22 protein-coding genes are annotated in these 21,924 nt (G+C 63.5%); 13 read left to right on the top strand and 9 right to left on the bottom strand.

Translation table 11 applies throughout. The annotated features are described in order from the left end of the window. Positions 1–48 precede the first annotated feature (48 nt). Together QM596_RS06610 and QM596_RS06615 are read left to right on the top strand one after the other, a co-directional pair. Positions 49–2,721 (top strand): sacsin N-terminal ATP-binding-like domain-containing protein, encoded by a 2,673-nt coding sequence (locus QM596_RS06610; protein WP_283308419.1) that lies wholly within the window; start codon positions 49–51, stop codon positions 2,719–2,721. Positions 2,722–2,727: 6 nt separating this feature from the next. Continuing rightward, complete coding sequence (locus tag QM596_RS06615; protein ID WP_020908797.1) at positions 2,728–3,279, top strand: phosphatase PAP2 family protein; 552 nt, start codon at positions 2,728–2,730, stop codon at positions 3,277–3,279. Here the strand turns inward: QM596_RS06615 and QM596_RS06620 are convergent. Beyond that, the gene (locus QM596_RS06620; protein ID WP_052740959.1) at positions 3,269–4,309 is read right to left on the bottom strand and encodes an iron-siderophore ABC transporter substrate-binding protein; all 1,041 of its coding nucleotides are present in this window, start codon (positions 4,307–4,309) and stop codon (positions 3,269–3,271) included. The genes QM596_RS06615 and QM596_RS06620 overlap by 11 nt on opposite strands. A gap of 90 nt (positions 4,310–4,399) precedes the next feature. Next, positions 4,400–4,657: a DUF2530 domain-containing protein gene (locus tag QM596_RS06625; RefSeq protein WP_019744928.1), complete on the bottom strand. Its 258-nt coding sequence runs from the start codon at positions 4,655–4,657 to the stop codon at positions 4,400–4,402. Between the two features lie 102 nt (positions 4,658–4,759). Between QM596_RS06625 and QM596_RS06630 the strand changes: the two genes are divergently transcribed. From QM596_RS06630 to QM596_RS06640, 3 genes are all read left to right on the top strand, one after another. After that, positions 4,760–6,214: an NCS2 family permease gene (locus QM596_RS06630; RefSeq protein WP_020970489.1), complete on the top strand. Its 1,455-nt coding sequence runs from the start codon at positions 4,760–4,762 to the stop codon at positions 6,212–6,214. A 65-nt stretch (positions 6,215–6,279) separates the two neighbouring features. After that, entirely contained in the window at positions 6,280–6,711 is a 432-nt protein-coding gene (locus QM596_RS06635) for a MarR family winged helix-turn-helix transcriptional regulator (RefSeq protein ID WP_019744926.1), read from the top strand. Positions 6,712–6,864: 153 nt separating this feature from the next. Then, entirely contained in the window at positions 6,865–8,172 is a 1,308-nt protein-coding gene (locus QM596_RS06640; protein WP_007733487.1) for an MFS transporter, read from the top strand. Here QM596_RS06640 and QM596_RS06645 read toward each other — a convergent pair. Next, a complete protein-coding gene (locus QM596_RS06645; RefSeq protein ID WP_019744924.1) occupies positions 8,156–8,704 on the bottom strand; it encodes a hypothetical protein in 549 nt (182 codons plus the stop codon). The genes QM596_RS06640 and QM596_RS06645 overlap by 17 nt on opposite strands. A 70-nt stretch (positions 8,705–8,774) precedes the next feature. On the opposite strand from QM596_RS06645, the gene QM596_RS06650 reads away from it, so the two are divergent. From QM596_RS06650 to QM596_RS06660, 3 genes are read left to right on the top strand one after another with little or no spacing between them, the layout of a single operon-like run. Further along, positions 8,775–9,365 (top strand): TetR/AcrR family transcriptional regulator, encoded by a 591-nt coding sequence (locus tag QM596_RS06650; RefSeq protein ID WP_019744923.1) that lies wholly within the window; start codon positions 8,775–8,777, stop codon positions 9,363–9,365. Positions 9,366–9,413: 48 nt separating this feature from the next. Next, positions 9,414–10,220 (top strand): TrmH family RNA methyltransferase, encoded by an 807-nt coding sequence (locus QM596_RS06655; protein WP_019744922.1) that lies wholly within the window; start codon positions 9,414–9,416, stop codon positions 10,218–10,220. Further along, entirely contained in the window at positions 10,217–10,477 is a 261-nt protein-coding gene (locus QM596_RS06660) for a DUF2537 domain-containing protein (protein WP_019744921.1), read from the top strand. The genes QM596_RS06655 and QM596_RS06660 overlap by 4 nt, the downstream gene beginning before the upstream one ends. A 20-nt stretch (positions 10,478–10,497) precedes the next feature. Here the strand turns inward: QM596_RS06660 and QM596_RS06665 are convergent, their stop codons facing one another. The 4 genes from QM596_RS06665 to QM596_RS06680 all read right to left on the bottom strand — a co-directional run bounded on the left by QM596_RS06665 (position 10,498) and on the right by QM596_RS06680 (position 14,789). Beyond that, positions 10,498–11,283, bottom strand: a complete 786-nt coding sequence (locus QM596_RS06665) for a DUF6928 family protein (protein WP_046379063.1) — start codon at positions 11,281–11,283, stop codon at positions 10,498–10,500. Between the two features lie 52 nt (positions 11,284–11,335). Next, positions 11,336–12,277: a septation protein SepH gene (gene sepH, locus QM596_RS06670; RefSeq protein ID WP_019744919.1), complete on the bottom strand. Its 942-nt coding sequence runs from the start codon at positions 12,275–12,277 to the stop codon at positions 11,336–11,338. Positions 12,278–12,476: 199 nt separating this feature from the next. Then, positions 12,477–13,598, bottom strand: coding sequence for a phosphoserine transaminase (serC, locus tag QM596_RS06675; protein WP_029536908.1), 1,122 nt, complete (start codon positions 13,596–13,598; stop codon positions 12,477–12,479). 63 nt (positions 13,599–13,661) lie between these two features. Continuing rightward, positions 13,662–14,789 carry a citrate synthase 2 gene (locus QM596_RS06680; RefSeq protein ID WP_003940025.1) on the bottom strand — a complete coding sequence of 376 codons (1,128 nt, stop codon included), beginning with the start codon at positions 14,787–14,789 and terminating at the stop codon, positions 13,662–13,664. Positions 14,790–15,034: 245 nt separating this feature from the next. Here QM596_RS06680 and pdxH point away from each other — a divergent pair, with 245 nt between their 5' ends. From pdxH to QM596_RS06705, 5 genes are all read left to right on the top strand, one after another. Continuing rightward, positions 15,035–15,748 carry a pyridoxamine 5'-phosphate oxidase gene (gene pdxH, locus QM596_RS06685; RefSeq protein ID WP_042952686.1) on the top strand — a complete coding sequence of 238 codons (714 nt, stop codon included), beginning with the start codon at positions 15,035–15,037 and terminating at the stop codon, positions 15,746–15,748. After that, complete coding sequence (locus tag QM596_RS06690; RefSeq protein WP_046379062.1) at positions 15,745–17,010, top strand: MFS transporter; 1,266 nt, start codon at positions 15,745–15,747, stop codon at positions 17,008–17,010. Before pdxH ends, QM596_RS06690 begins: the two co-directional genes overlap by 4 nt. A 41-nt stretch (positions 17,011–17,051) precedes the next feature. Then, positions 17,052–17,999 carry an aldose 1-epimerase family protein gene (locus tag QM596_RS06695; protein ID WP_046379061.1) on the top strand — a complete coding sequence of 316 codons (948 nt, stop codon included), beginning with the start codon at positions 17,052–17,054 and terminating at the stop codon, positions 17,997–17,999. A gap of 358 nt (positions 18,000–18,357) precedes the next feature. Continuing rightward, positions 18,358–19,656 (top strand): citrate synthase, encoded by a 1,299-nt coding sequence (locus tag QM596_RS06700; protein WP_003940509.1) that lies wholly within the window; start codon positions 18,358–18,360, stop codon positions 19,654–19,656. A 68-nt stretch (positions 19,657–19,724) separates the two neighbouring features. After that, the gene (locus QM596_RS06705; RefSeq protein WP_019744913.1) at positions 19,725–20,087 is read left to right on the top strand and encodes an FKBP-type peptidyl-prolyl cis-trans isomerase; all 363 of its coding nucleotides are present in this window, start codon (positions 19,725–19,727) and stop codon (positions 20,085–20,087) included. Between the two features lie 92 nt (positions 20,088–20,179). Here QM596_RS06705 and QM596_RS06710 read toward each other — a convergent pair whose 3' ends face one another. Both QM596_RS06710 and QM596_RS06715 read right to left on the bottom strand, forming a co-directional pair. After that, positions 20,180–20,941 carry an ABC transporter permease gene (locus QM596_RS06710; RefSeq protein ID WP_019744912.1) on the bottom strand — a complete coding sequence of 254 codons (762 nt, stop codon included), beginning with the start codon at positions 20,939–20,941 and terminating at the stop codon, positions 20,180–20,182. Next, positions 20,938–21,891, bottom strand: a complete 954-nt coding sequence (locus tag QM596_RS06715) for an ATP-binding cassette domain-containing protein (protein ID WP_283308421.1) — start codon at positions 21,889–21,891, stop codon at positions 20,938–20,940. The genes QM596_RS06710 and QM596_RS06715 overlap by 4 nt, the downstream gene beginning before the upstream one ends. Between the last annotated feature and the right edge of the window lie 33 nt (positions 21,892–21,924).

The raw sequence follows: 21,924 nt of genomic DNA on the forward strand, positions 1-21,924 counted from the left end.
GCACTCCGCGAGGCGACGCTGCGCGCGTGGTCGGAATCTCCGACGCGATTGCGTGAAGACGCGGCTGCGGAATCCGACCTCGCGAAGGCCGGGTACCGCGACCGCCTGCTCACCGAACTGGCGCAGAACGCTGCCGATGCAGCTGCACGCGAGGGCGTCGAGGGCTCTTTGTGGGTGGACGTGGACGGTCGGACGCTGACCGTCGCGAACACCGGGCGTCCGCTGGACGAATCCGGTGTTCACGCACTCACGGCGCTGCGTGCGTCGAACAAGGTCGACGCCGACGAAGGCGTGACGGGGCGGTTCGGAGTCGGATTCTCGGCAGTTCTCTCGGTCGGTGACGAGGTGGAACTGCGCTCGTCGACGGGATCGATTCGATTCTCTGCCTCGCAAACTCTGCGCGAGATCGAGTCTCGCGAACTCCCCGTGCCGGAAACCGGTGTCCCCGTACTTCGTTTGGTGTGGCCGTCTGGCGAATTGCCGAGCGACGGTGCCGATTCGGAAGTGGTGCTGACGCTTCGGCCGGACGTCGATGCCGCGGCGCTGCTTTCGCAGATGACACGTGAGGCAGTCGACCTGCTTCTCGAACTCCCGGCTCTCGGATATATTCGTCTGGGCGAGAAGATCTTTCAGCGATCGGAACGAGTGTTGGAATCCGGTCTCGTCGAGATAGCTATCGGAGATCGCACGTGGTGGCAGTACTCGGCGCCGAACGCACGGTGGTTGGTGCCGGTCCGCGACGGGGTCGTCGAGCCGGTCGCAGACGACGTGCTGCGGGCGCCGACCCGATCCGACGAGGAACTGTCGATCCCCGCGATCATCATTGCCGACATTGCAATGCAACCCGATCGGCGACGCCTCATGCCCGCTGCACCGATCGCTCCGCTTGCCGAGGGGTACGCGAAGTTCCTTGCTGCACTACCTCCTCGGCAGCGAACGGCACTCGTCCCGATCCCTGCCTTTGCCCGCAGCGAAACCGATTCGCTTCTGCGCGAAGCGCTTCTGAAGGAGCTGCAGGAAAACGAGTGGCTTCCGGTGGTCGGTGAACCCAACCGCGCGCCGCAGCGAGCATCCGTGGTGCCCGGGCTCAGTGATGACCTTGCCGAGTTGCTCACCGACATCATCGGCGGCCTGGTCGTCCCCGAGCTCTCCGGCCCCAAGCACGAGCGAGCACTCTCGGCAGTGTCGACGCACCGCATCGGGCTCGCGCGCATCGCGGAACTGCTCAGCGGCTTGGAACGTGAACCGAAGTGGTGGAATCGACTCTATTCGGCTCTCGAGCCCTTGGTGGTCGACACTCTTGCGGTGGAAGAGCTTGGAACACTGCCGGTTCCGCTCTCCGATGGACGAACGGTGACCGGACCGCGGACCGTCGTCGTCGGCGTCGAACTGGGCGAAGACGCACCGTCTGTGCAGTGGACGAGGTTGGTTCATCCTGTCGCGGCGCACCCGTTGCTGTCTCGATTGGGAGCACAGACCGCGAGTGCCACCGACCTGCTGTCCGATCCGGCACTGCGAGCCTTGATCGAAGATGCTGCGGATCAGGATGATTCGGTAGCGACGGAGTTGGCGCAAGTGGTGCTCGGATTGGCGGCCCACGTGGCGCCAGGGGCGCTGCCGTCGTGGATCGGTGAAGTGCTGCTTCCTGATTCGGAGGGCGAATTGCGGTCCGCCGACCAACTTCTGCTTCCGGGAGCTCCCCTTGCAAGCGTCCTGGTCGAGGATTCTCCCTTCGGCATCGTCGACGCTGATTTTGTTCAGCGGGTGGGGGAGCAGGCGCTACGGGTAGTCGGTGTCGGGTGGGGTTTCACGGTGGTCCGTGAGGAATTGCCGTCCGGCCCCGATCACGATCTCGACGCCGAAGACGCATGGTGGGACACCCTCGACGAGGACCCCGAATACATCGAAGCCGTGCGCGATCTCGATCTCGTGGACGAAGACCGCTGGCCGCAGGCGCTGTCGCTGCTGGTCGAGTCGCCGGCGACGCGGGCGCTGCTCACCGACCGTCGTGGATACACGGCGTGGTGGTTGCGTTCGAATGCCGAACTCGGCGGTGAGGTGCTTGGCTTGCTGCGCGCTCCGGGCGATCGCACCTTCGAGGGATTGCTCGATGCTGCCGAACACCCCGACGCCGGATTCTTCTCCGGATTGCTGGCATCGGATACCGTCGACGATCCGGAACTGGCTCAGCTGCTACTCGATCGGCTTGCCGACCCACTACGGATGCCGGCCTCCGCCGTCGTCGCGCGGACGCACCGACTGCTGGGTGAGGCAGCGCAGCGACGGGTTCTCGACCTGGAGGAACTGCACCTGCCGCCGTTCGTGCGAGGCCTTTCCGGCGATCTGGTCGATCCCGGCGACGCCCTTGTTCTCGACCGACCGTGGCTGGGAGCGGCACTGCCTGCACAACGAGTGGTGCTCGGCAGTTTCGAGACAGCTGACGCACTGGCAGATCTGCTCGACGTCGCTACGGCGTCCACATCCGTTCACGGACGAGTGAGCAGCACCGGCGTTGTGACGACGTGGGCGAACGAACCACAGGCAGTTCTCGGCTTCGCAGCCCTCGGCCGTGAGGTTCCCGGCGGCGAGGTAGTGATCCATCACGAACTGTCGGTGGAACTGACAGGAGCGGTGGAGGCGACAGTGACCGTGCCGTGGTGGGTGGACTCGGACGGCGTTCATCACGTGATGCGCACGTGGACTCTGCCGCAAGGGATGTGAGGGCAGATGTCTTTTGATCAGTGGGTACTCGACAGTGCAGTGAGCCAGCGGACGGCGTGGCTCGTGGACGTGGTCGACGTCATCACCGACAGCGGCGGAACCCTCGCGTCGTGGCTGATCGCGACGCTGCTCACGATCGTGCTTCTGGTTCGGGGGCTCCGAACGGAAGCTCTGCTGATCGCCGGATCGATGTTGACCGGTCTGCTCGTGATGAGCGGATTGAAGCGCATCTTCACGCGAACCCGTCCACCCCTGCCGGAGCGTTTGATCGAAATCGATTCGTATTCGTTCCCGTCGGGCCACGCGATGATGAGCGCGATACTCGCGACTTCGGTTGCCGCAGTGATTCTTCGGCTTGCTTTGCCGAGGCTCGCGAAGATGGCAATGCTCGCGAGCCTCGGCCTGTACACGATCGCTGTCGGATTCTCCCGCGTCTACCTGGCTGCCCATTGGATGACCGATGTGCTGGCAGGTTGGGCGTTCGGGATGGTGTGGGCCGGAGTGTGGATCTGGGGAACTGCGCAGATCAGGAAGCGCCGGGCGCTGGTTACTTCGTGAGTTCGGCGAGTAGTTGGCTTGTCGCCCACGGCAAGCTCAGTGCTGAACTCGCGGTCAGGGCCGCACCGACCTGCGGGGCCTGATCGTCGTTGACGTAGACGACGCGATTGTTCTTGACCACGTCGAGTTGCTGGAAGCCCGGATTGTTTCGGACCGCCTGGGCGGCATCGGGATTGCCGATGACAACGAGACGGTCCACGTCGAGGAGATCTAGTCGCTCGGTGGAGATGGGCGCGTAGAACTCACCGTTCATCAATGCCTCGACCGCGGGAGCAGGTTTGAATCCGAGACTGCCGAGGACCCGTCCGCGGGCGTCCTCGGAGGAGAAGGCGTAGAACTCCGGGGTCGTGTCGACGCTGATGATCACCGCGGTCTGGTCTGCAAATTCCGGGTGAGCGCTTCTGGCGTCGGCGAACTGCTTGTCGATATCGGCGACCAACTTCGCGCCGTCGGCCTCGCGACCCACTGCCTTCGCTGCGGTCTTCGTCGTGATCTGCCACGGAGTTGCGTAGTCGCCGTAGGCCGGATCCTTCGCGACGGTCGGGGCGATCGCGGAAAGTGTGCTGTACAGGTCTTTGTCGATGCTCGAGTAGAGCGCGAGGATCAAGTCGGGCTCGAGCGCAGCGATCTTTTCGACGCTGATCGTGGTTTCGGGATTGCTGCCGACGACGGTCGGTTCGGTTCCGCCCCAAGGGCCGGTGACCCACGGCCACGTGCGGTTGACGTCCGGCTCGCCCGGGTACTGATTGACCATTCCGACGGGCTTGATGCCCAAGGCCAGCAGAGCCTGCTCGTCGTTGTAACCGACAGTGACGATCCGTTGTGGTTCGGAATCGATCGTGGTGCTGCCGAAAGCGTGATCGATCGTGACGGGGAAGGCGCCGCCACCGGAACTCGACGAACTACTTGCTGCGTCGTCGTTCGAACCGCAGGAGACGAGTGCTGTGCCGACCAGGGCGACCAGAGCAACGGGTGTCAGTCTCGTCCAACGTCCTCGGCTTTTCCAACGATTTCGGTGGGAGATCTTCACGGTTACGTGGTTCCTTTCAGCATTGACAAGCTAAGACCGACACTAGAGTGCAGGGTAGGCTTACCATACTGACAGGGTGAATCGACCTGCTCAGTCGACCAGACCGGCGCCCTGTTGTGCGCCCTTGTCACCGCGCACAGCTGCGCGTCGTTGAATGGAGAACAGAGCGAGGCCGAGGAAGCCGACTCCGATACCCGCGTAACAGATCGGGAGTGCATCCGACCAACGATCGCCGCTCACCGCGACCACGATCGTGGCGACCACCCACAACGCGGTGCCGATGATCAGTGCCGGCGCGGGTGCGGACAATTTGCCGATCAGGCTGGTTGTGTTGCGAGTCTCCGTCACAAAATTAACGCTACCCGTACCCCGGTGGCCTACTCTCCCTAGTGCGACCGGCTTCATGTGCGCCGGCACACGGCGACCTACAGCGATGGGGAAAGAACAAACATGGCGGCACCCGGCAAGATCCTCGACACCTATTTCAAGATCAGCGAACGAGGGTCGACGATCTCGACCGAGGTTCGCGGCGGTGTCGTCACCTTCGTGGCGATGGCTTACATCGTGGTCCTCAACCCCCTGATCCTCGGCAGTTTCTCGGCTGACGACGCTGCAGCGAAGACCGACGTTCTCGGCAACATCCTTCCGGTCAACCAGGTGGCTGCGGTCACCGCTCTGGTTGCCGGCCTGATGAGCATCGTCTTCGGTCTCGTTGCCAACTATCCGTTTGCCATCGCCGCGGGTCTCGGCATCAACAGCCTGCTCGCCGTCACCATCGCACCTCAGGTCACCTGGCCCGAGGCGATGGGCCTGGTGGTCATCGACGGTGTGATCATCGTTCTGTTGGCACTCACCGGTTTCCGAACTGCGGTGTTCAATGCGATTCCCTCGGCGTTGAAGTCCGCGATCGCGGCCGGTATCGGCATGTTCATCGCCTTCATCGGACTGGTCGACGCCGGATTCGTCCGCCGCATCCCCGATGCCGCCGGTACGACGGTTCCCGTCGGGCTCGGAATCAACGGCTCCATCGCTTCGTGGCCGACCGTGGTGTTCATCTTCGGTGTCCTGCTCATGGGTGTTCTGGTCGTGCGCAAGGTTCGTGGTGGACTGCTGATCGGCATCGTTGTCACGACGATCCTCGCTGCGATCATCGAGGCAGTTGCCGACGTCGGACCCTCGCTCGGAACCAACCCCAAGGGCTGGAACCTCAGCATCCCCGCGATCCCGGAGATGCTCGGTGGTATGCCTGATCTGAGCCTGGTCGGCGACGTCAGCATCTTCGGCGCGTTCACCCGCATCGGTGTTCTGGCCGCCAGCCTGCTTGTCTTCACCCTTGTACTCGCGAATTTCTTCGACGCCATGGGCACGATGACGGGTCTCGGTAAAGAAGCCGGCCTGACCGACAAGGACGGAAACCTCCCCAACGTCGGTCGCGCGCTTGTCGTCGAAGGCGCGGGCGCGATCGTGGGCGGTGGCGCTTCGGCGTCGTCGAACACCGTGTTCGTGGAATCCGCGTCGGGTATCGCCGAAGGCGCCCGCACGGGCCTGGCAAATGTCGTGACCGGACTGCTCTTCCTCGTCGCGATGTTCCTGACGCCGCTCTACTCCGTCGTGCCGATCGAGGCAGCTGCGCCTGCCCTTGTCGTCGTCGGTGCGCTGATGATCGGACAGGTCCGAGACATCGATTTCACCAAGTTCTCGGTGGCTCTCCCGGCGTTCCTGACCATGATCGTCATGCCGTTCACCTACTCGATCGCCAACGGCATCGGTGTCGGCTTCATTTCATGGGTGGTCCTGCACGCTGCCAGCGGTGGTATCAAGAAGATCCACCCGTTGCTCTGGATCGTGGCGGCACTTTTTGTGGCCTACTTCACTGTCGGACCCATTACCGACGCCCTTACGTGAAATCAGGGTTGACCGGTATTCGATTACGTGAGCTACCGGCCAGCTCTTGACGTATTGTCTGACGCGTGACCACCGAAACTCGTGCGCTGGCCAGCGATCTTTCCCTGGCTGTAGTGCGTCTCACCAGGCATCTGCGCGGCCGCAGAGTCGACGCTCAGGTATCGCTGACGCAACTGTCCGCTTTGGCGAGCCTGGATCAGTACGGCCCGATGACCCCTGGCGTACTCGCAGCACGTGAGAAAGTTCAGCCGCCGTCGATGACGCGCGTTGTTGCTTCTCTCGCCGAGCTCGGTCTGGTCGAGCGCTCGCCGCATCCCACGGACGGTCGTCAGATCATCGTGAATCTCTCCGACGCCGGGCAGGCGTTGCTCGCGGACGAGACCCATGCGCGTGAGGCGTGGATGAACGAGCAGCTGGCCGGGCTGGGTGGCGAAGAACTCGCGACGCTGCGCGGTGCCGTCGGGATCATCACGGAGATGGTCAACAAGACGGAGTAGTTCCGCGAGTTATGCGGTCGTGTAGCTCAGCTACTGAGACGTCGCGTAGCTCCGCTACATAGAGGTCGCGTAGCTCCGCTACATAGAGGTCGTTGCCCAAACGAATTACTCGAGGGGCAAGATGGTGGGGTGCCCCGAGACCCCGATTCCGGCATGTTTGCCGCGCTCCACAACCGCAACTACCGCCTTTGGGCTTCCGGACAGATTGTTTCTCTGGTCGGCACGTGGATGCAACGTATTGCCCAGGACTGGCTGGTACTGACGCTCTCGGACGGCAACGCGTTGGCGGTGGGCATCGTCATGGCCTTGCAGTTCGGTCCGACGCTGTTTCTGTCGGTGTGGGGTGGGGTGCTGGCCGATCGGTACGACAAGCGTCGGATCCTGATCTTCACGCAGTGGGCGAGTGCGGTATGCGCACTGGTGTTGGGTCTGTTGGACGTCGGTGGGCTCGTCGCGTTGTGGCACGTCTTCCTGATCGCCTTTGCCCTCGGCTGTGTCTCGGCGCTCGACGCACCGGTGCGTCAGTCGTTCACTATCGAGATGGTGGGCAAGGAACACCTGTCCAATGCCATCGCGCTCAACTCGATGACGTTCAACACGGCCCGCATCGTCGGTCCGGCCATCTCGGGTGTTTTGATCAACCTGATCGGAACCGGGTGGGTGTTCCTGCTCAACGTCGCGACGTTCGGTGGGGTCCTCATCGCGCTGTACCTGATGAACAAGAAGGAGCTGATCCCGTCCGAACCGGCGCCGCGTACCAAGGGGCAGGTGCGCGACGGGTTCCGATATGTGTGGGGTCGCAAGGACCTTCGGGTGATCATGGTGTCCGTCTTCATGGTCTCGACGTTCGGCCTGAACTTCGCGATCAGCCTGGCGGTGATGGCGCGCAACACGTTCGGCCTCGAGGCCGACGGTTACGGACTGCTGTCCACGACGCTTGCTGTGGGAACCCTTGCAGGCGCTGCGTATGCCGCAAGGCGCAAGGAAGCGCCGCGGTTGCGGACGTTCCTCGGTGCCGCCGTGGCTTTCGGCGTGTTCGAGGTCGCGGTGGGATTGATGCCTACCTATGCGTTGGTGGCGCTGATGTTGATCCCCACGGGCGCACTGACGTTGACGTTCACGACGTCCGCGATGAACATCCTGCAGATGTCGGTCCCCTCCGAGATGCGCGGGCGGGTGATGGGCATCTACATGCTCAGCTTCCTCGGTGGCACACCGCTGGGAAGCCCGCTGCTTGGTTGGCTCGCCGACTCCGTGGATCCCCGTGCGCCCCTGATCGTGGGCGGAGTGATCTCGCTCGTCTCAGGCACAGTGGCCGGGGTGTACCTGCTACGTAGCGAAGGGCTGAAACTTCGTCTTGCGAGGCCGGAAGACGGTGGAAGGTTGCCGGTGTTCGTCCTGCGTCCGGTGATCGTGTGCGACGCGACCGAACAGGCAGTCGAGGCTAGCCGCGCGCCGTGACCTTCTCGCGCTTGGGAAACACCGTGTAGCTCAGGGCGATTGCTCCCCAGATTCCCAGCACCACTGTCAGCTTGCTGATCCATCCGTCGAGGGCACCCGTACGTGCGGGGTCGTCGACGAGGAAGATGGCCGCGCCGAGAAGTCCGCACGCGATGGCCCAGGCGATCGCGGCTTTGCCGAACTCGCGCCATTCGCGCAGTGCTCGCGCACTCCCGTACTTGGGTGGCGCGACGGGAGCCGGGCCGCCGGCGAATCGGTAGGCGAACCTGGCGTCGGCCCAGGAGATGAGACTGTGCCCGAACGCAACGGAGAAGCCGATGTAGGCCGCAGCAAGCCCGTGGGTGAAGTTCGCCTCGCCGCCGCCCCGAAGATCGAGGGCTGTGGCGACGAGCAGGACGACGTCGACCAGGGGTGCGCAGATGAGCAGTGCGGCACCCAGCGTCTTGCGGCGCAGCAGATAGCGGGCGGCGAGACCGGCGGCGATGAACACCCAGAACATGATTTCGCACGCGATGATCAGATGGACGATCATGACATCAGCTCATTTCTAGTACGACTGTGTTAGTGATCGAAAACTAGCACAACTGTGTTAGCTTTGTGAAGTGGTGAAACGAAGCAGCCCCGATGAGCGACGGGAAGAGATCGCCGAGGCTGTCTGGCGTGTGATCCGTCGCGATGGTGTGGCGAGCGCGAGCGTCCGGGCCGTCGCGGACGAGGCGAAGATGTCGACGGGGTCGCTAAGGCACTTCTTCGCGACGCAGTCCGAACTCTTGCTGTTCGCGATGACGCTCGTGACCGTCCGAGTGGAGAAGAGAATCGCCGGCATCGACTTCGATCCCGACATCCGCCGCGCGATCCGCCAGTTCACCGATCAGTTCGTTCCCCTCGACGAAGATCGGCGTGAAGAAATGCAGGTCTGGGAGGCGTTTGCTGCTGCCGCCCAGACCGATTCGACGTTGACGGCAGTGCGTGACGAGACGGACCGGACGCTGTTCGAGCACTATCGAACATTTGTCGAGGCCGTACATGATGCAGGATTCCTGCAGCCGGACGCTTCGGTCGACATCGAGGCGATGAGGTTGCATGCGCTCGCCGACGGGCTCGCGTCGCACGGCGTCGACAATCCCGAGCGAACCAATCCGCAGGTGATCGGCCAGGTGCTCGACGCGCATTTCGCTACGCTGCTGCGCTAGGTCGGGAGTAGTGGCGGGGGCCCGCGGTGCGTACGGCACGATAGACCCGTGGTTCACGTCATCGACATCTCAGATCCCGCCGACCCCCGGTTGGATGACTTTCGCGATCTCAACTCCTCGGATCGGCGCCCCGACCTGCCGGAGGGCAAGGGACTGGTCATCGCCGAAGGAGTGTTCGTCACTCAGCGACTGCTGACGTCGCGGTTCCAGCCGATCAGTCTTCTCGGCGTCGAACGACGGCTCCTGGAGCTCGCTGACGATCTCGACGGTGTGGACGTGCCGTTCTACCGTACGAGCGCCGAAGTGATGGCCGAGGTCGTCGGATTCCACCTGAACCGTGGCGTCCTCGCTGCAGCAGCGCGCCCGGCACCACTCGCGGTCTCGGACGTGCTGAAGGACGCAAAGACCGTCGTGGTCCTCGAAGGCGTCAACGATCACGAGAACCTCGGCTCGATGTTCCGCAACGCTGCAGGGCTCGGCGTCGACGCCGTTCTGTTCGGGAAGGGTTGTGCTGACCCGCTGTACCGGCGGTCGGTCCGTGTGTCGATGGGGCACGTGCTGCGAGTGCCCTTCGCGCATGTGGCAAAGTGGCCACATGACTTGGATGAGCTGCGTGGCAACGGTTTTCAGCTCATATCCTTGACTCCGAATCCGGAAGCGGTCACTTTGGCCGATGCGATGACCGGGGAGAAGGTGGCGCTACTGCTGGGCGCCGAGGGGCCAGGTCTGACCGAACATGCGATGCGGGCCACCGACATTCGTGCCAAGATACCGATGGCACCTGGTACCGATTCGCTCAACGTCGCGACCGCAGCGGCGATGGCCTTCTACGAACGTGTCAGGACCGGCCGGTGACTCTGGACCGCACGCCCTGGTTCACCGGAATCGCGGTGTCGGTATTCGCCGCGATGCTCTCGACCAGCGCCGTCGCGGCGTTCTGCGTCGCGCTCGGCAACGTGAACGTGCTCCTGGCGGTTGTCGTCAATATCATTGCGGTAGGCGGACTTGCGCCGACCGTCTGGCGCTGGCGAGCCGTCCCCGTGTGGCGATGGGTGGTCTACGGCGCGGTAGTCGGCGTTCCGCTCGGGTGGATCGCAGCGATAGCCGCGTGACTGTGTGATGCTTGTTCGCGCTACTTGAACCCGAAGTACCGGGCGAGGCGACCGCGCGGCTTGGCCACGGGTGCGTCGTGGATCGGCGGCATGTTTTCGGGCATGGGTATCTCTGTCGGCGCCTGCTCGGGTACCGGTACGGGAGCTGGGGGCGCAGGTTTGGGTGCCTCGCCGGGGCGGTGAATCTTGAAGCCCCACAGGAGAATCTGCGTTGTGTCGAGTTCGTGTTCTCGCGGCGCGCCGGTGTATCGGAATCCCAGCCACTCGAGGTTGGCGGACTCCGCGAACTGCTGCGGGTGGAACGGAAGTGACTGCGGATCGGGCAGGATCCCGGGCGGGTAACGCAGGGGATGGTTGCCGGCCCAGAATTCCAGTTCCCACGTCTGCGGGATCCCCAGATTTTCGACGATGTCGATCGGGATGGCACTGAACGAGCGTCGTAGCTCGCCGTTCTCCCACAGTGCAAACGAACCCTGCGCGGTTTCGGGGACGGAGCTGATCAACAGCGTCGAGCCACCCTCGGCCGAAAGGTGCCAGGACTCAGGCAGTTTCGAGGGGACAAATGTGCTGAGTTCGGAACTGCAGACGACGCTCACTCGGCCGTACGCGCCGACGAAGACGTAGCCGGGGCTCACCGTCGCGGCCATCGACAGCGGCTGAGGGCCGAGAGACTCGAACTCCTTGTCCGGGTACAGCGACATGGCGATTTTCAGCGCCTCGGTCTGATCCGGCTGTGGGTACTTGCTCAATTCGGTGCGAGCGTCTGCGCCGCCCAGAAACCAGATCGTCGATACCCGTGCAGCCACCGGCAGCCCTCTCTCCTCAGCCTCGCTCGAAAGAAGAATACTTTCCTTCGGGTCAGCGACCGCTGCTGCGGACCCCGAGGAGTACGTCGTCCCACGAGGGAAGAGCAGGCCGTCCGCGCTTGTCCTTGGTCTGCGTCTGCTGCGGAGCGGTTTTCGGGGTCACGTCCGGCGCAGGCTCGGGAACCTCTTCGTCGACGACTGTTTCCGGCTCGACAGCAATCGGCTCGGGCGCCACGATTCGTTCCGCCACCACCGTTCGCTCGGAAGCTGCTGTCCGCTCGGAAACTGCTGTTCGCTCGGAAACTGCTGCGGGCTCCGGCTCGATCTCCGCCACCGGTTCGACGTCGAATCGGGACAGTTCAAGCTGCTGCGGCTCGTTCGAAACCACCGGTACCAGGCCGCGGAGCGGGCGACCGAAGTCGGGATCGATCAAGTCGAATGCCGCGTCGTCGAGTGCGACGATCGTTCCGCCGTGCGCGTCGGGCTGGTAGCGCCAGTGTGCGGCGTTGGTGGTGCGGCCGGCCTGCCACTGCAACTGCGCGACCCACTGATTGTCCTCGTCGCGCCAGGCATCCCAGGTGGCCTCGTCGATGCTGTGGCCGCGGGCGCGGAATGCGTGGGTCACGATTTCGGAGAGGGTGGGAACCGTCGGGCCGTTGTCGCGTACCGGGTGTCCGCCCTGCGCCATTTCCGCGGCGCGGGAACGCTCGAGCAGAACGGGGTACGCAAAGCGCTCGACCTTGCTGATGGGGATCTTCGCTTCTTCGGCGACCTGCTCTACGGAAGCACCGGAACGAATGCGCGCCTGAATTTCGCGGGGACGGAGTTGGCTTTCCATTTCGATCTCAATCTGGCCGAGTCGAGCCACGTCTCCGCGGGAAGCTGCACGAAGTTTGTCATCGGCGGGAAGCCGGAATTTCTGGCCGGTTTCAGCATCTGCGCACACCACATGCGATCCATCGGGTTCAAGTCCGATCACTCGAAGCTCTCGCACATTGACCTCCTTATCGCGCCGGCTCGCGACTTTGCGCCGCGCTCAACTGTAATTCATTCGTGACCATGGACTCGGCAGGACACGCAGGGCGAGATGACCTCGGATCCGACCACCGGTGTGGTAGCTCACAAGGCCTGGCGCAAACGACGCTCGGCCCCCGACATCATGTCGGGGGCCGAGCGGTGAAGCAGTATGAAAATCAGCCGAGCTGAGAAACGACCCAGTCGATGCTCTTGGTGAGAGCGGTGACGTCATCGGGGTCGATGGCCGGGAACATGCCGACGCGCAGCTGGTTGCGGCCGAGCTTGCGGTACGGCTCGGTATCGACGATTCCGTTGGCGCGCAGGATCTTTGCCACCTCGGCAGCGTCGACGTCGTCCTTGAAGTCGATGGTGCCGACAACCTGCGAGCGGTGTGCCGGATCAGCGACGAACGGCGTTGCGAACTCGCTGGCCTCGGCCCAGTTGTACAGGCGCGAGGACGAATCCGCGGTGCGTGCGGTGGTCCAGTCGAGGCCGCCGTTGCTGTTCATCCACTCGATCTGGTTGGCGAAGAGCAACAGGGTGGCCAGGGCCGGGGTGTTGTACGTCTGATCCTTGGAGCTGTTGTCCACGGCGATGGGCAGTGAGAGGAAGTCAGGAGTCCAGCGTCCCGAATCCTTGATCTCCGCGACGCGCTCGAGGGCGGCCGGGCTCATCAGCGCGATCCACAGTCCGCCGTCTGCGGCGAAGCACTTCTGCGGAGCGAAGTAGTAGACGTCGGAATCGGCGACGTTGACCGGAAGTCCACCGGCGCCCGAGGTGGCGTCGATGGCGATCAGTGCGTTCTCCGAACCCGCGGGGCGCGAGACGGGGATCGACACACCGGTGGAGGTCTCGTTGTGCGCCCAGCCGATGAGATCGACGGACGGGTCGGAGACCGGCACCGGTGCGCTGCCCGGATCGGCGGAAACGACGATCGGGTCACCGATGAACGGGTTGGCCTTGGCGACCGAAGCGAACTTGGAGCTGAATTCGCCGTTGGTCAGGTGCAGCGACTTCTCGCGGATGAGGCCGAATGCGGCCGCATCCCAGAACGCAGTGGTTCCGCCGTTGCCGAGGACGACCTCGTAGCCCTCGGGCAGTGAGAACAGATCGGCGAGGCCGGAACGAATGCTGGCCACAACGTTCTTGACCGGCTTCTGGCGATGGCTGGTGCCGAACACCGAAGCGCCCACCTCGACCAGGGACTGCAGCTGCTCGGGGCGAACCTTGGAAGGACCGCAGCCGAAGCGTCCGTCGGCGGGCTTGAGGTCGGCGGGGATGATCGGTGTGGAGGTCATCGCTTCTTTCTGTTCCTTCACTTGTGTTCTGTACTACCGTGATTGGCGAATTCGAGCGGGGTACTACGCGTGGCTGATCTGGTCCCAGCCCTCGACCGACTCCGGAGTACGGGGCGCCGGGCCGGTGTAGATGGCGGCCGGGCGTACCAGTTTACCGAGACGCTTCTGCTCGAGGATGTGTGCACACCAGCCGGCGGTGCGGCCACAGGTGAACATGGCAGGCATCATGTGCGCGGGAACCTCGGCGAAGTCGAGGATGACGGCGGCCCAGAACTCGACGTTGGTCTCGATCGCGCGATCGGGACGACGCTCACGCAGTTCTGCCAGTGCAGCCTGCTCGAGAGCTGCGGCAGCTTCGTAGCGGGGAGCGTTGAGGCGCTTCGCGGTAGCGCGGAGCACGCGTGCACGGGGATCTTCGGCGCGGTAGACGCGGTGTCCGAAGCCCATGAGCTTTTCCTTGCGGTCGAGGATTCCCTTGACCAGTGCGCGGGCGTCGCCGGTCTTCTCGGTCTCTTCGATCATCGGAAGAACGCGGGCCGGTGCGCCGCCGTGCAGCGGGCCGGACATCGCGCCGATGGCGCCGGAAAGCGAGGCAGCGACGTCGGCGCCGGTGGAGGCGATGACGCGGGCCGTGAAGGTGGAGGCGTTCATGCCGTGCTCGGCTGCCGAGACCCAGTACGCGTCGATTGCCTCGACGTGTGCCGGATCGGGCTCACCCTTCCAGCGAACCATGAAGCGCTCGGTGACCGTCTTGGCCTCGTCGATGCGGCTCTGGGGGACTGCAGGCTGGTAGATGCCGCGAGCGGACTGCGCGACGTACGACAGTGCCATGACGGATGCGCGGGCGAGCTGGTCGCGGGCGGTCTCGTCATCGATGTCGAGGAGCGGCTGGTATCCCCAGATGGGAGCCAGCATCGCCAGTCCGGCCTGGACGTCGACACGGACGTCGCCGGTGTGAATGGGGAGGGGGAAGGGCTCGGCCGGCGGGAGGCCGGGGCCGAAGCGGCCGTCGACGAGAAGGGCCCATACGTTGCCGAAGGTGACCCTCTGGCCGACCAGGTCTTCGATGTCGACACCGCGGTAGCGCAGTGCGCCGCCGTCCTTGTCGGGTTCTGCGATATCGCTGGTGAAGGCGACGACGCCTTCGAGTCCGCTCACAAAATCGTCCGGTATTGCTGCGCTCGCTGCCATTCTCGTGGACTCTCCTCGTTCGAGTGCGCCAGGTCTACAGTCGCACTGCCTCAGCTTCAGTGACTGCGCCTCGGTGCTCGCAGGGATGAGCACGCACCGTGTTTTGTACTGCGCAATCGTCTCGTCCCGATTCGGTTGCTGTCGCTGGTGCGGCTCGCGGTCCGGGTCGGGTCTAGCCACGGCAAACTTTAGCGCGTGCCGCGTAGCCGTTGGCCAGTGAGTACCCGGGAGTAGCGTTCTCGGCTGTGTCGAATGAACGTCAGGACCCGCAGGCGGTGGACAACGAACTCGCGGCCATGCGTGTGGGCTATCCGCAAGCAGGCAGCGAATCGGAGTCCGTCGAGGACCGCATGAGTGCGGAATTGGATACCTCGGTCGTCGAGACCGGTTGGCTGCCCCTCATGCGTCAATGGCTCGTGGACGCCGTCGAAGCTGACGCGCCGGAGCCCAACGCCATGACTCTGTCGACGGTGGACGACGGTGGCCGTCCGGCGTCGCGGACCGTGCTTTGCAAAGGGCTCAGCGAAGACGGTGTCCTCTTCTTCACCAACTACGGATCCGACAAGGCTCGTCACCTCGACGCGCACCCGTACGCGTCGGCCAACTTCACGTGGCTGACCCTTGCCAGGCAGGTGATCGTCCGCGGCACCACCGAGCGCGTGAGTGCTCAACTGACGCAGGATTATTGGCGAACCAGGCCTCGTGGATCGCAGCTCGGCGCGTGGGCGTCGTCGCAGTCTCGTCCGATCGACTCGCGTGCCGATCTCGACGAGCAACTGCGTGAGGTCGCCGCGCGATTCGGCGTGGACGGTGAGATTCCGGTGCCACCGAACTGGGGCGGGATTCTGATTCGGCCCGAGTCCGTCGAGTTCTGGCAAGGACGCGCCAACCGCATGCACAATCGAGTTCGCACGAGCCTGGTCGACGGACAGTGGTCCGCCGTCCGTCTCCAGCCGTGAGCCGGTTACTCGCGGACACGACTCCGCTCGAGAATCGCGACTATCGACGGCTGTGGACGGCCGGCATCGTCACCGTCATCGGCGCTCAGCTCAGTGTGGTCGCCGTACCGCAACAGGTGTACGAGATCACCCGAAGCTCGGCCTACGTCGGTCTGACGGGAATCTTCGGTCTGGTCCCGCTGGTCGTTTTCGGTCTGTGGGGCGGCGCACTGGCCGACGTCATGGATCGACGACGGCTGTTGATGATCACCTCGGTCGGACTCGGTGTCACGTCGGTGCTGTTCTGGATCCAGGCTGCTCTGAACGTGAACAACGTGTGGTTGGTGCTCGGATTGTTCTCGGTTCAACAGGCGTTCTTCGCGGTGAACCAACCGACGCGAGCGGCGATCATCCCTCGGTTGATCCCGGGCAGGCAGTTACCTGCCGCGAACTCGCTGAACATGACTGTCGTGCAGTTCGGTGCGATAGCCGGCCCGCTACTGGCGGGTGTCCTCATACCGTCGGCCGGTCTGCAACTGCTGTACCTGCTCGACTCGATCTTTCTGATCGCCACGTTGTGGGCAGTGTGGAAGCTCCCGGCGATTCCGCCGACCGGCACGTCTCGGCGGGCCGGGCTCAGCGAGGTTCTGGGCGGTTTCACGTATCTCGCGACGCAGAAGGTTCTGCTCGCGTCGTTCGTGGTGGACATCATCGCGATGGTGTTCGGGATGTCGCGAGCACTGTTCCCGGAGATCGCACACGAATCCTTCGGTGACCCCGCCAGCGGCGGTTTTGCGCTCGGACTGCTGTTCGCGGCGATGTCGGTGGGAGCCGTTCTGGGCGGAGTGTTCTCGGGTTGGTTGCCACGGGTTCAGTACCAGGGGCGGGCCGTGCTGGTCTGCATCGCACTGTGGGGGCTGTCCATGGTCGGCTTCGGAGTAGCGGTGTACTTCGCGAGTCCCGGTTCCAGTGTGATTCTGCTCTGGGTGGCGGTTGCGTTCCTGGCATTCGGCGGCGCCGTCGACATGGTCTCGGCCGCATTCCGCAGCACGATGCTTCAGCAAGTGGCAACCGACGACATGCGCGGACGACTGCAGGGCGTGTTCATCGTGGTCGTGGCTGGTGGTCCGCGTATCGGTGACGTCCTGCACGGCGGTGCGGCCTTCCTGTTCGGGACCGGTGTCGCGGCAGCGGGCGGCGGCTTCCTGGTGATTGTCGGTGTTGTCCTTTCTGCCCTCGCATTTCCGGCGTTCGTTCGCTACAAGGTGGGACGCGCCGTCTGACGTCCTGGTTAACCGGTCGCTCGTGGTGGAAACTGGTACGTATGACTGCGCCGCACAGCACGGGTAGGGGAGGGTTCGAGATCCGTGGTGGCGGCTATCGAGCCGAGATCGCCGCGGCCGGTGCCGGGTTGCGGCTTCTCGACCACGAAGGACCGAACGGTCAGCGCGCGCTGACCGAGACCTGGGCACTCGGATCGAAGCCGCCGCTGTCGGCCGGATTGGTTCTCGCGCCGTGGCCCAACCGAATTCGCGACGGGCACTTCATGTTCGACGGGATCGAGCATCAACTCGAGATCACCGAACCTGCGCTGGGGAACGCGAGCCACGGGTTCGTCCGTCGTCGCAATTGGAGCCTCGTGGACCACACCTACGAGCGCGTCGAACTGTCGGTGGACGTCGGACTGCACAAGGGTTGGCCGTATCCGTTGCAGCTGACGATCGCCTATGAGGTCGGTGCCGACGGGTTGACCGTCACGCATACGGCCACGAACAAGGGTGCGACCTCGTCTCCGTTCGGGCTCGGAATGCACACCTTCATTCGCGCCGGCGACTTTCCGCTCGACGAATGTGCACTGCATCTGGCCGCAGGCACGCGGTTGCCGATCGATCCGGCGAGGATGCTGCCGAACGCGTATTCGCAGGCAGTCGCCGGTACGGATTACGACTTCCGGACACCGAGACCGCTCGACGGGGTTCAGTTGGACACGCCGTACAGCGCATTGGACGTCGTCGACGGCAGTGGTCGGACGCAACATGAGCTGCTGGCTCCGGATGGAACGGGCACTGCCCTGTGGACCAACCGCGAGTTCCCGTGGATTCAGGCCTTCATCGCAGATCCCGCCAACGACAAGGGGTATCCCGATCGCGGCCGCGCATTGGCTTTGGAACCGATGACCTGCCCGCCTGACGCCTTCAATTCGGGCATCGACCTCCTGGTGCTTCACCCGGGGCAGACGTGGACGGGTAGCTGGGGCATCAAGGCTCTGTGATCCGGCTCTCATACCGTGGGATCGTGTAACGCCGAGTAGGCATCAGGCGATAACGATCGGTTTTCGGTACCTCGTGTCAGTGCTCCGGACGGTCCGACATTGGTCCCATTCTCGGATAGCTGCCGAGATTTGCAGATCAGTGTGGGTAAATGCGCGATTCCGTAGACTGGAGTACCGGTCATGCGAGTGGGAAAACCCAGCCTGGAACGTGTTTCAGTTTCGGTGGGTATGTCGGGTTCGTGAGTACCCGAAAAATAGCCGTGGAGCGACCCTCCTTCGGCACGATCTCTCCCGTGCGACTAGTTTCTAGTTGATCGCATGTAGTTACTCGTTGGTTCGAGCTTGAGAGGGATCCTTCGTGCCCGCTGACAATGACACAAAGCCCACGCTTACTTACCCCGGTGGTGAGTACACGATGTCCATTGCCAGGGCAACAGAGGGCAATGACGGCATCGAGCTGGGAAAGCTGCTGGCCACAACGGGGTACACCACCCTTGACCCCGGTTTTGTGAACACTGCATCCACCAGTTCTGCAATCACATACATCGACGGTGAGAAGGGAATCCTGCGTTACCGCGGATATCCCATCGAGCAGTTGGCAGGTAAGTCGACGTTCATCGAGGTCAGCTACCTGCTGATCTACGGCGAACTGCCGACCGACGCCCAGCTCGAGTCCTTCACGGACCGCATTCGTCGACACACCCTGCTCCACGAGGACCTCAAGCGGTTCTTCGACGGATTCCCGCGCAACGCTCACCCGATGCCGGTTCTCTCGTCCGCAGTGAACGCACTGTCGGCGTACTACCAGGATTCGCTCGATCCCGAGGATCCGGAGCAGGTGGAACTGTCCACCATCCGTCTTCTTGCGAAGCTGCCGACCATCGCTGCGTACGCGTACAAGAAGTCCGTCGGACAGCCGTTCCTGTACCCGGACAACTCGTTGAACCTGGTCGAGAACTTCATGCGTATGACGTTCGGCTTCCCGGCCGAGCCGTACCAGGGTGATCCCGAGGTCGCCAAGGCACTCGACATGCTGCTGATCCTGCACGCGGACCACGAGCAGAACTGCTCCACGTCGACCGTGCGCATGGTCGGCTCGTCGGACGCCAACCTGTTCACCTCCGTCTCTGCCGGCATCAACGCACTGTGGGGCCCGCTGCACGGTGGCGCGAACCAGGCAGTGCTCGAGATGCTCGACGAGATCAAGGCCAGCGGCAGCACCGCAGCCGAGTTCGTCCGCAAGGTCAAGAACAAGGAAGACGGCGTGAAGCTCATGGGCTTCGGGCACCGCGTCTACCGCAACTACGATCCGCGCGCTGCGCTGGTCCGCGAAACCGCGCACACCATCCTCGCCAAGCTCGGCGGCGACGACGAACTGCTCAACATCGCAATGCAACTCGAAGAGGCCGCCCTCACGGACGACTACTTCATCGAGCGCAAGCTCTACCCGAACGTCGACTTCTACACCGGCCTCATCTACCGCGCGATGGGCTTCCCGCCGCGCATGTTCACGGTGCTGTTCGCCATGGGCCGTCTGCCCGGTTGGATTGCGCACTGGCGTGAAATGCACGAGGATCCGGCTACGAAGATCGGCCGCCCGCGCCAGATCTACACCGGCTACACCGAGCGTGACTACAGAGACATTACGTCCCGCTGACGCGGACCTAGCGATATTACAACCCGCTAGCTTTCTGCCCCCTATATTCGCCTCAACGAGGAGGACCCATGAGTAGCAAGCCCGTAATCGAGTTCCAGGAAGGCCCCGCGCCGACCGATCTGGTCATCAAGGATCTGGTTGTCGGAGAAGGCGCCGAAGCCGTTCCCGGTGGCACCGTCGACGTTCACTACGTCGGTGTCGAGTTCGAGTCCGGTGAAGAGTTCGACTCTTCCTGGAGCCGTGGCGAGTCCATTCAGTTCCCGCTTCGTGGCCTGATCAAGGGTTGGCAGGACGGCATCCCGGGCATGAAGGTCGGCGGACGTCGCCAGCTCACCATTCCGCCGGAGCTGGCATACGGCCCCGCCGGTGCAGGGCACCAGCTTTCCGGCAAGACCTTGGTCTTCGTGATCGACCTGCTGGAAGCCAAGTAATTCACTGTGCGCCTTTATTAACCCCCCGCGGTTAATAAAGGCGCACAGCACAAGCAGCCCCGCACCGTCAGGTGTGGGGCTTTCTTGTGTGGTCAGCTCGCGGTCTTTCGTCGGTAGAGCCAGTTCGACCACACGAATCCCGCGGCGGCGATGCCCAGACACCACGCGAGGGCGATGGCCGCGCTGTTCCCGATCGGCGTGCCCATCAGGAGTCCGCGCACCGTCTCGATGATCGGGGTTACCGGTTGGTGCCGGGCAAATCCCTGCAGCCAGGACGGCATGGTCTCAGCCGGTACGAAAGCAGTGCTGACGTAGGGCAGGAACATGATGGCGAAGGTGAATCCGCTTGCAGCCTCCGGGTTCTTGGCCAAGAGCCCCAAAGCTGTCGAGAGGTACGACATGGCAAAGACGAAGGCGACGATCACAGCGGCGACGCCGAGCCAGCGCAACGGATCGCTGGTCGGGCGAAATCCCATGATCAGCGCAACGACGACCACGATCGCCGTAGTCAGGACGTTGCGGACGACGCTGGCCAGTACATGACCGGTCAGGACCGACGACGGAGAGATCGCCAAGGTCCGGAAACGGTCGATGATCCCGTCCTTCATGTCGCTCGAGACGCTGACCGCGGTGGTCGAGGCGCCGAATCCGGCGCACAGAAGGATGATTCCTGGCACGACGTAGTCGATGTACTCGCTACCGGTGTTGATGGCGCCGCCGAAGACGTAGACGAACAGCAGCATGAGCATGACCGGAAGGGCTATCGCGGTGATCATCGAATCCGGACTGCGCAGAACGTGTTTGAGATTCCGGCGGAGCATCACCGCGGAATCGATTGCAATGGTGGAGGTCATCGAACGCTCGCAATCTCGGGTTGGCCTGATCCGGTGAGCGCGAAGAACACGTCGTCCAGATCCGGAGTGTGAACGGAGAACTTCTCGACGGTGATCGACGGATCGTCGATCGAGTTGAGGATGGCTTTGATCGACGGAACCGCCCCGTCGGAAGGGATGTGCAGGGTCAAGGTCTCGGCATTCGAATGCGCCTGCGGCAGTGATGCCGCGGCGAGTTCGAGTTGGGCCAGGTTCTCGAATTGCAGAGCGACATGGCCGCCGGGAACAAGGCGTTTGAGTTCGTCCGGTGTTCCCTCGGCGACGAGGCGACCGCCGCTCAGCACGCCGACTGTATCGGCCAATTCGTCTGCCTCGTCGAGGTATTGGGTGGTGAGGAAGATGGTGACGCCTGACGCTGTAAGTTCTCGAACGATCGACCACATTTCGTGGCGGCTCCGCGGGTCCAGGCCGGTGGTGGGTTCGTCGAGAAAGACGACGTCCGGTCGGGCGACGAGGCTCATTGCGATGTCGAGTCGTCTGAGCATGCCGCCTGAGTAGTCGCCGGCGCGTTTGTCGCCGAAGTCCGTCAAATCGAACTGGTCGAGCAATTCCTCGGCACGGCGACGGGAGTTCTTCCGGCCCAGGTGATTCAGTTCGCCCAGTAGGGTCAGGTTCTCGAATCCGGTCAGCAAGGTGTCGACGGCCGCGTACTGCCCCGTCACGCTGATGCGCCGCCGAACGTTCTGTGGATCTCCGGGCAGTGAATGCCCCGCGACCGTGACCTCGCCTCCGTCGAAGGGGATGAGGGTGGTGAGAATTCTTACGGCCGTGGTCTTTCCGGCGCCGTTCGCGCCGAGGAGTGCGTACACCGATCCGGCCGGGACCGACAGGTCGAGTCCACCCAGTACTTGTTGATCGCCGTAGCGCTTACGTAGTCCGCGGACCGAGATTGCTGGGATCGTTCCTGACATCGAGACCTCCAAGTAAGAACTGTGTATGTCATA

Source organism: Rhodococcus sp. IEGM 1406 (assembly GCF_030056745.1).
Taxonomy (GTDB): Bacteria; Actinomycetota; Actinomycetes; order Mycobacteriales; family Mycobacteriaceae; genus Rhodococcus_F; species Rhodococcus_F erythropolis.

Excerpts from the sequence above, each read along its gene's own strand:
- QM596_RS06715 (WP_283308421.1), bottom strand. The coding sequence starts at position 21,891 with ATGTCAGGAACGATCCCAGCAATCTCGGTCCGCGGACTACGTAAGCGC.
- serC (WP_029536908.1), bottom strand. The coding sequence starts at position 13,598 with ATGACCTCCACACCGATCATCCCCGCCGACCTCAAGCCCGCCGACGGA.
- QM596_RS06680 (WP_003940025.1), bottom strand. The coding sequence starts at position 14,789 with ATGGCAGCGAGCGCAGCAATACCGGACGATTTTGTGAGCGGACTCGAA.
- QM596_RS06695 (WP_046379061.1), top strand. The coding sequence starts at position 17,052 with ATGACTGCGCCGCACAGCACGGGTAGGGGAGGGTTCGAGATCCGTGGT.
- QM596_RS06710 (WP_019744912.1), bottom strand. The coding sequence starts at position 20,941 with ATGACCTCCACCATTGCAATCGATTCCGCGGTGATGCTCCGCCGGAAT.
- QM596_RS06615 (WP_020908797.1), top strand. The coding sequence starts at position 2,728 with ATGTCTTTTGATCAGTGGGTACTCGACAGTGCAGTGAGCCAGCGGACG.
- QM596_RS06640 (WP_007733487.1), top strand. The coding sequence starts at position 6,865 with ATGTTTGCCGCGCTCCACAACCGCAACTACCGCCTTTGGGCTTCCGGA.
- QM596_RS06645 (WP_019744924.1), bottom strand. The coding sequence starts at position 8,704 with ATGATCGTCCATCTGATCATCGCGTGCGAAATCATGTTCTGGGTGTTC.
- QM596_RS06705 (WP_019744913.1), top strand. The coding sequence starts at position 19,725 with ATGAGTAGCAAGCCCGTAATCGAGTTCCAGGAAGGCCCCGCGCCGACC.
- QM596_RS06630 (WP_020970489.1), top strand. The coding sequence starts at position 4,760 with ATGGCGGCACCCGGCAAGATCCTCGACACCTATTTCAAGATCAGCGAA.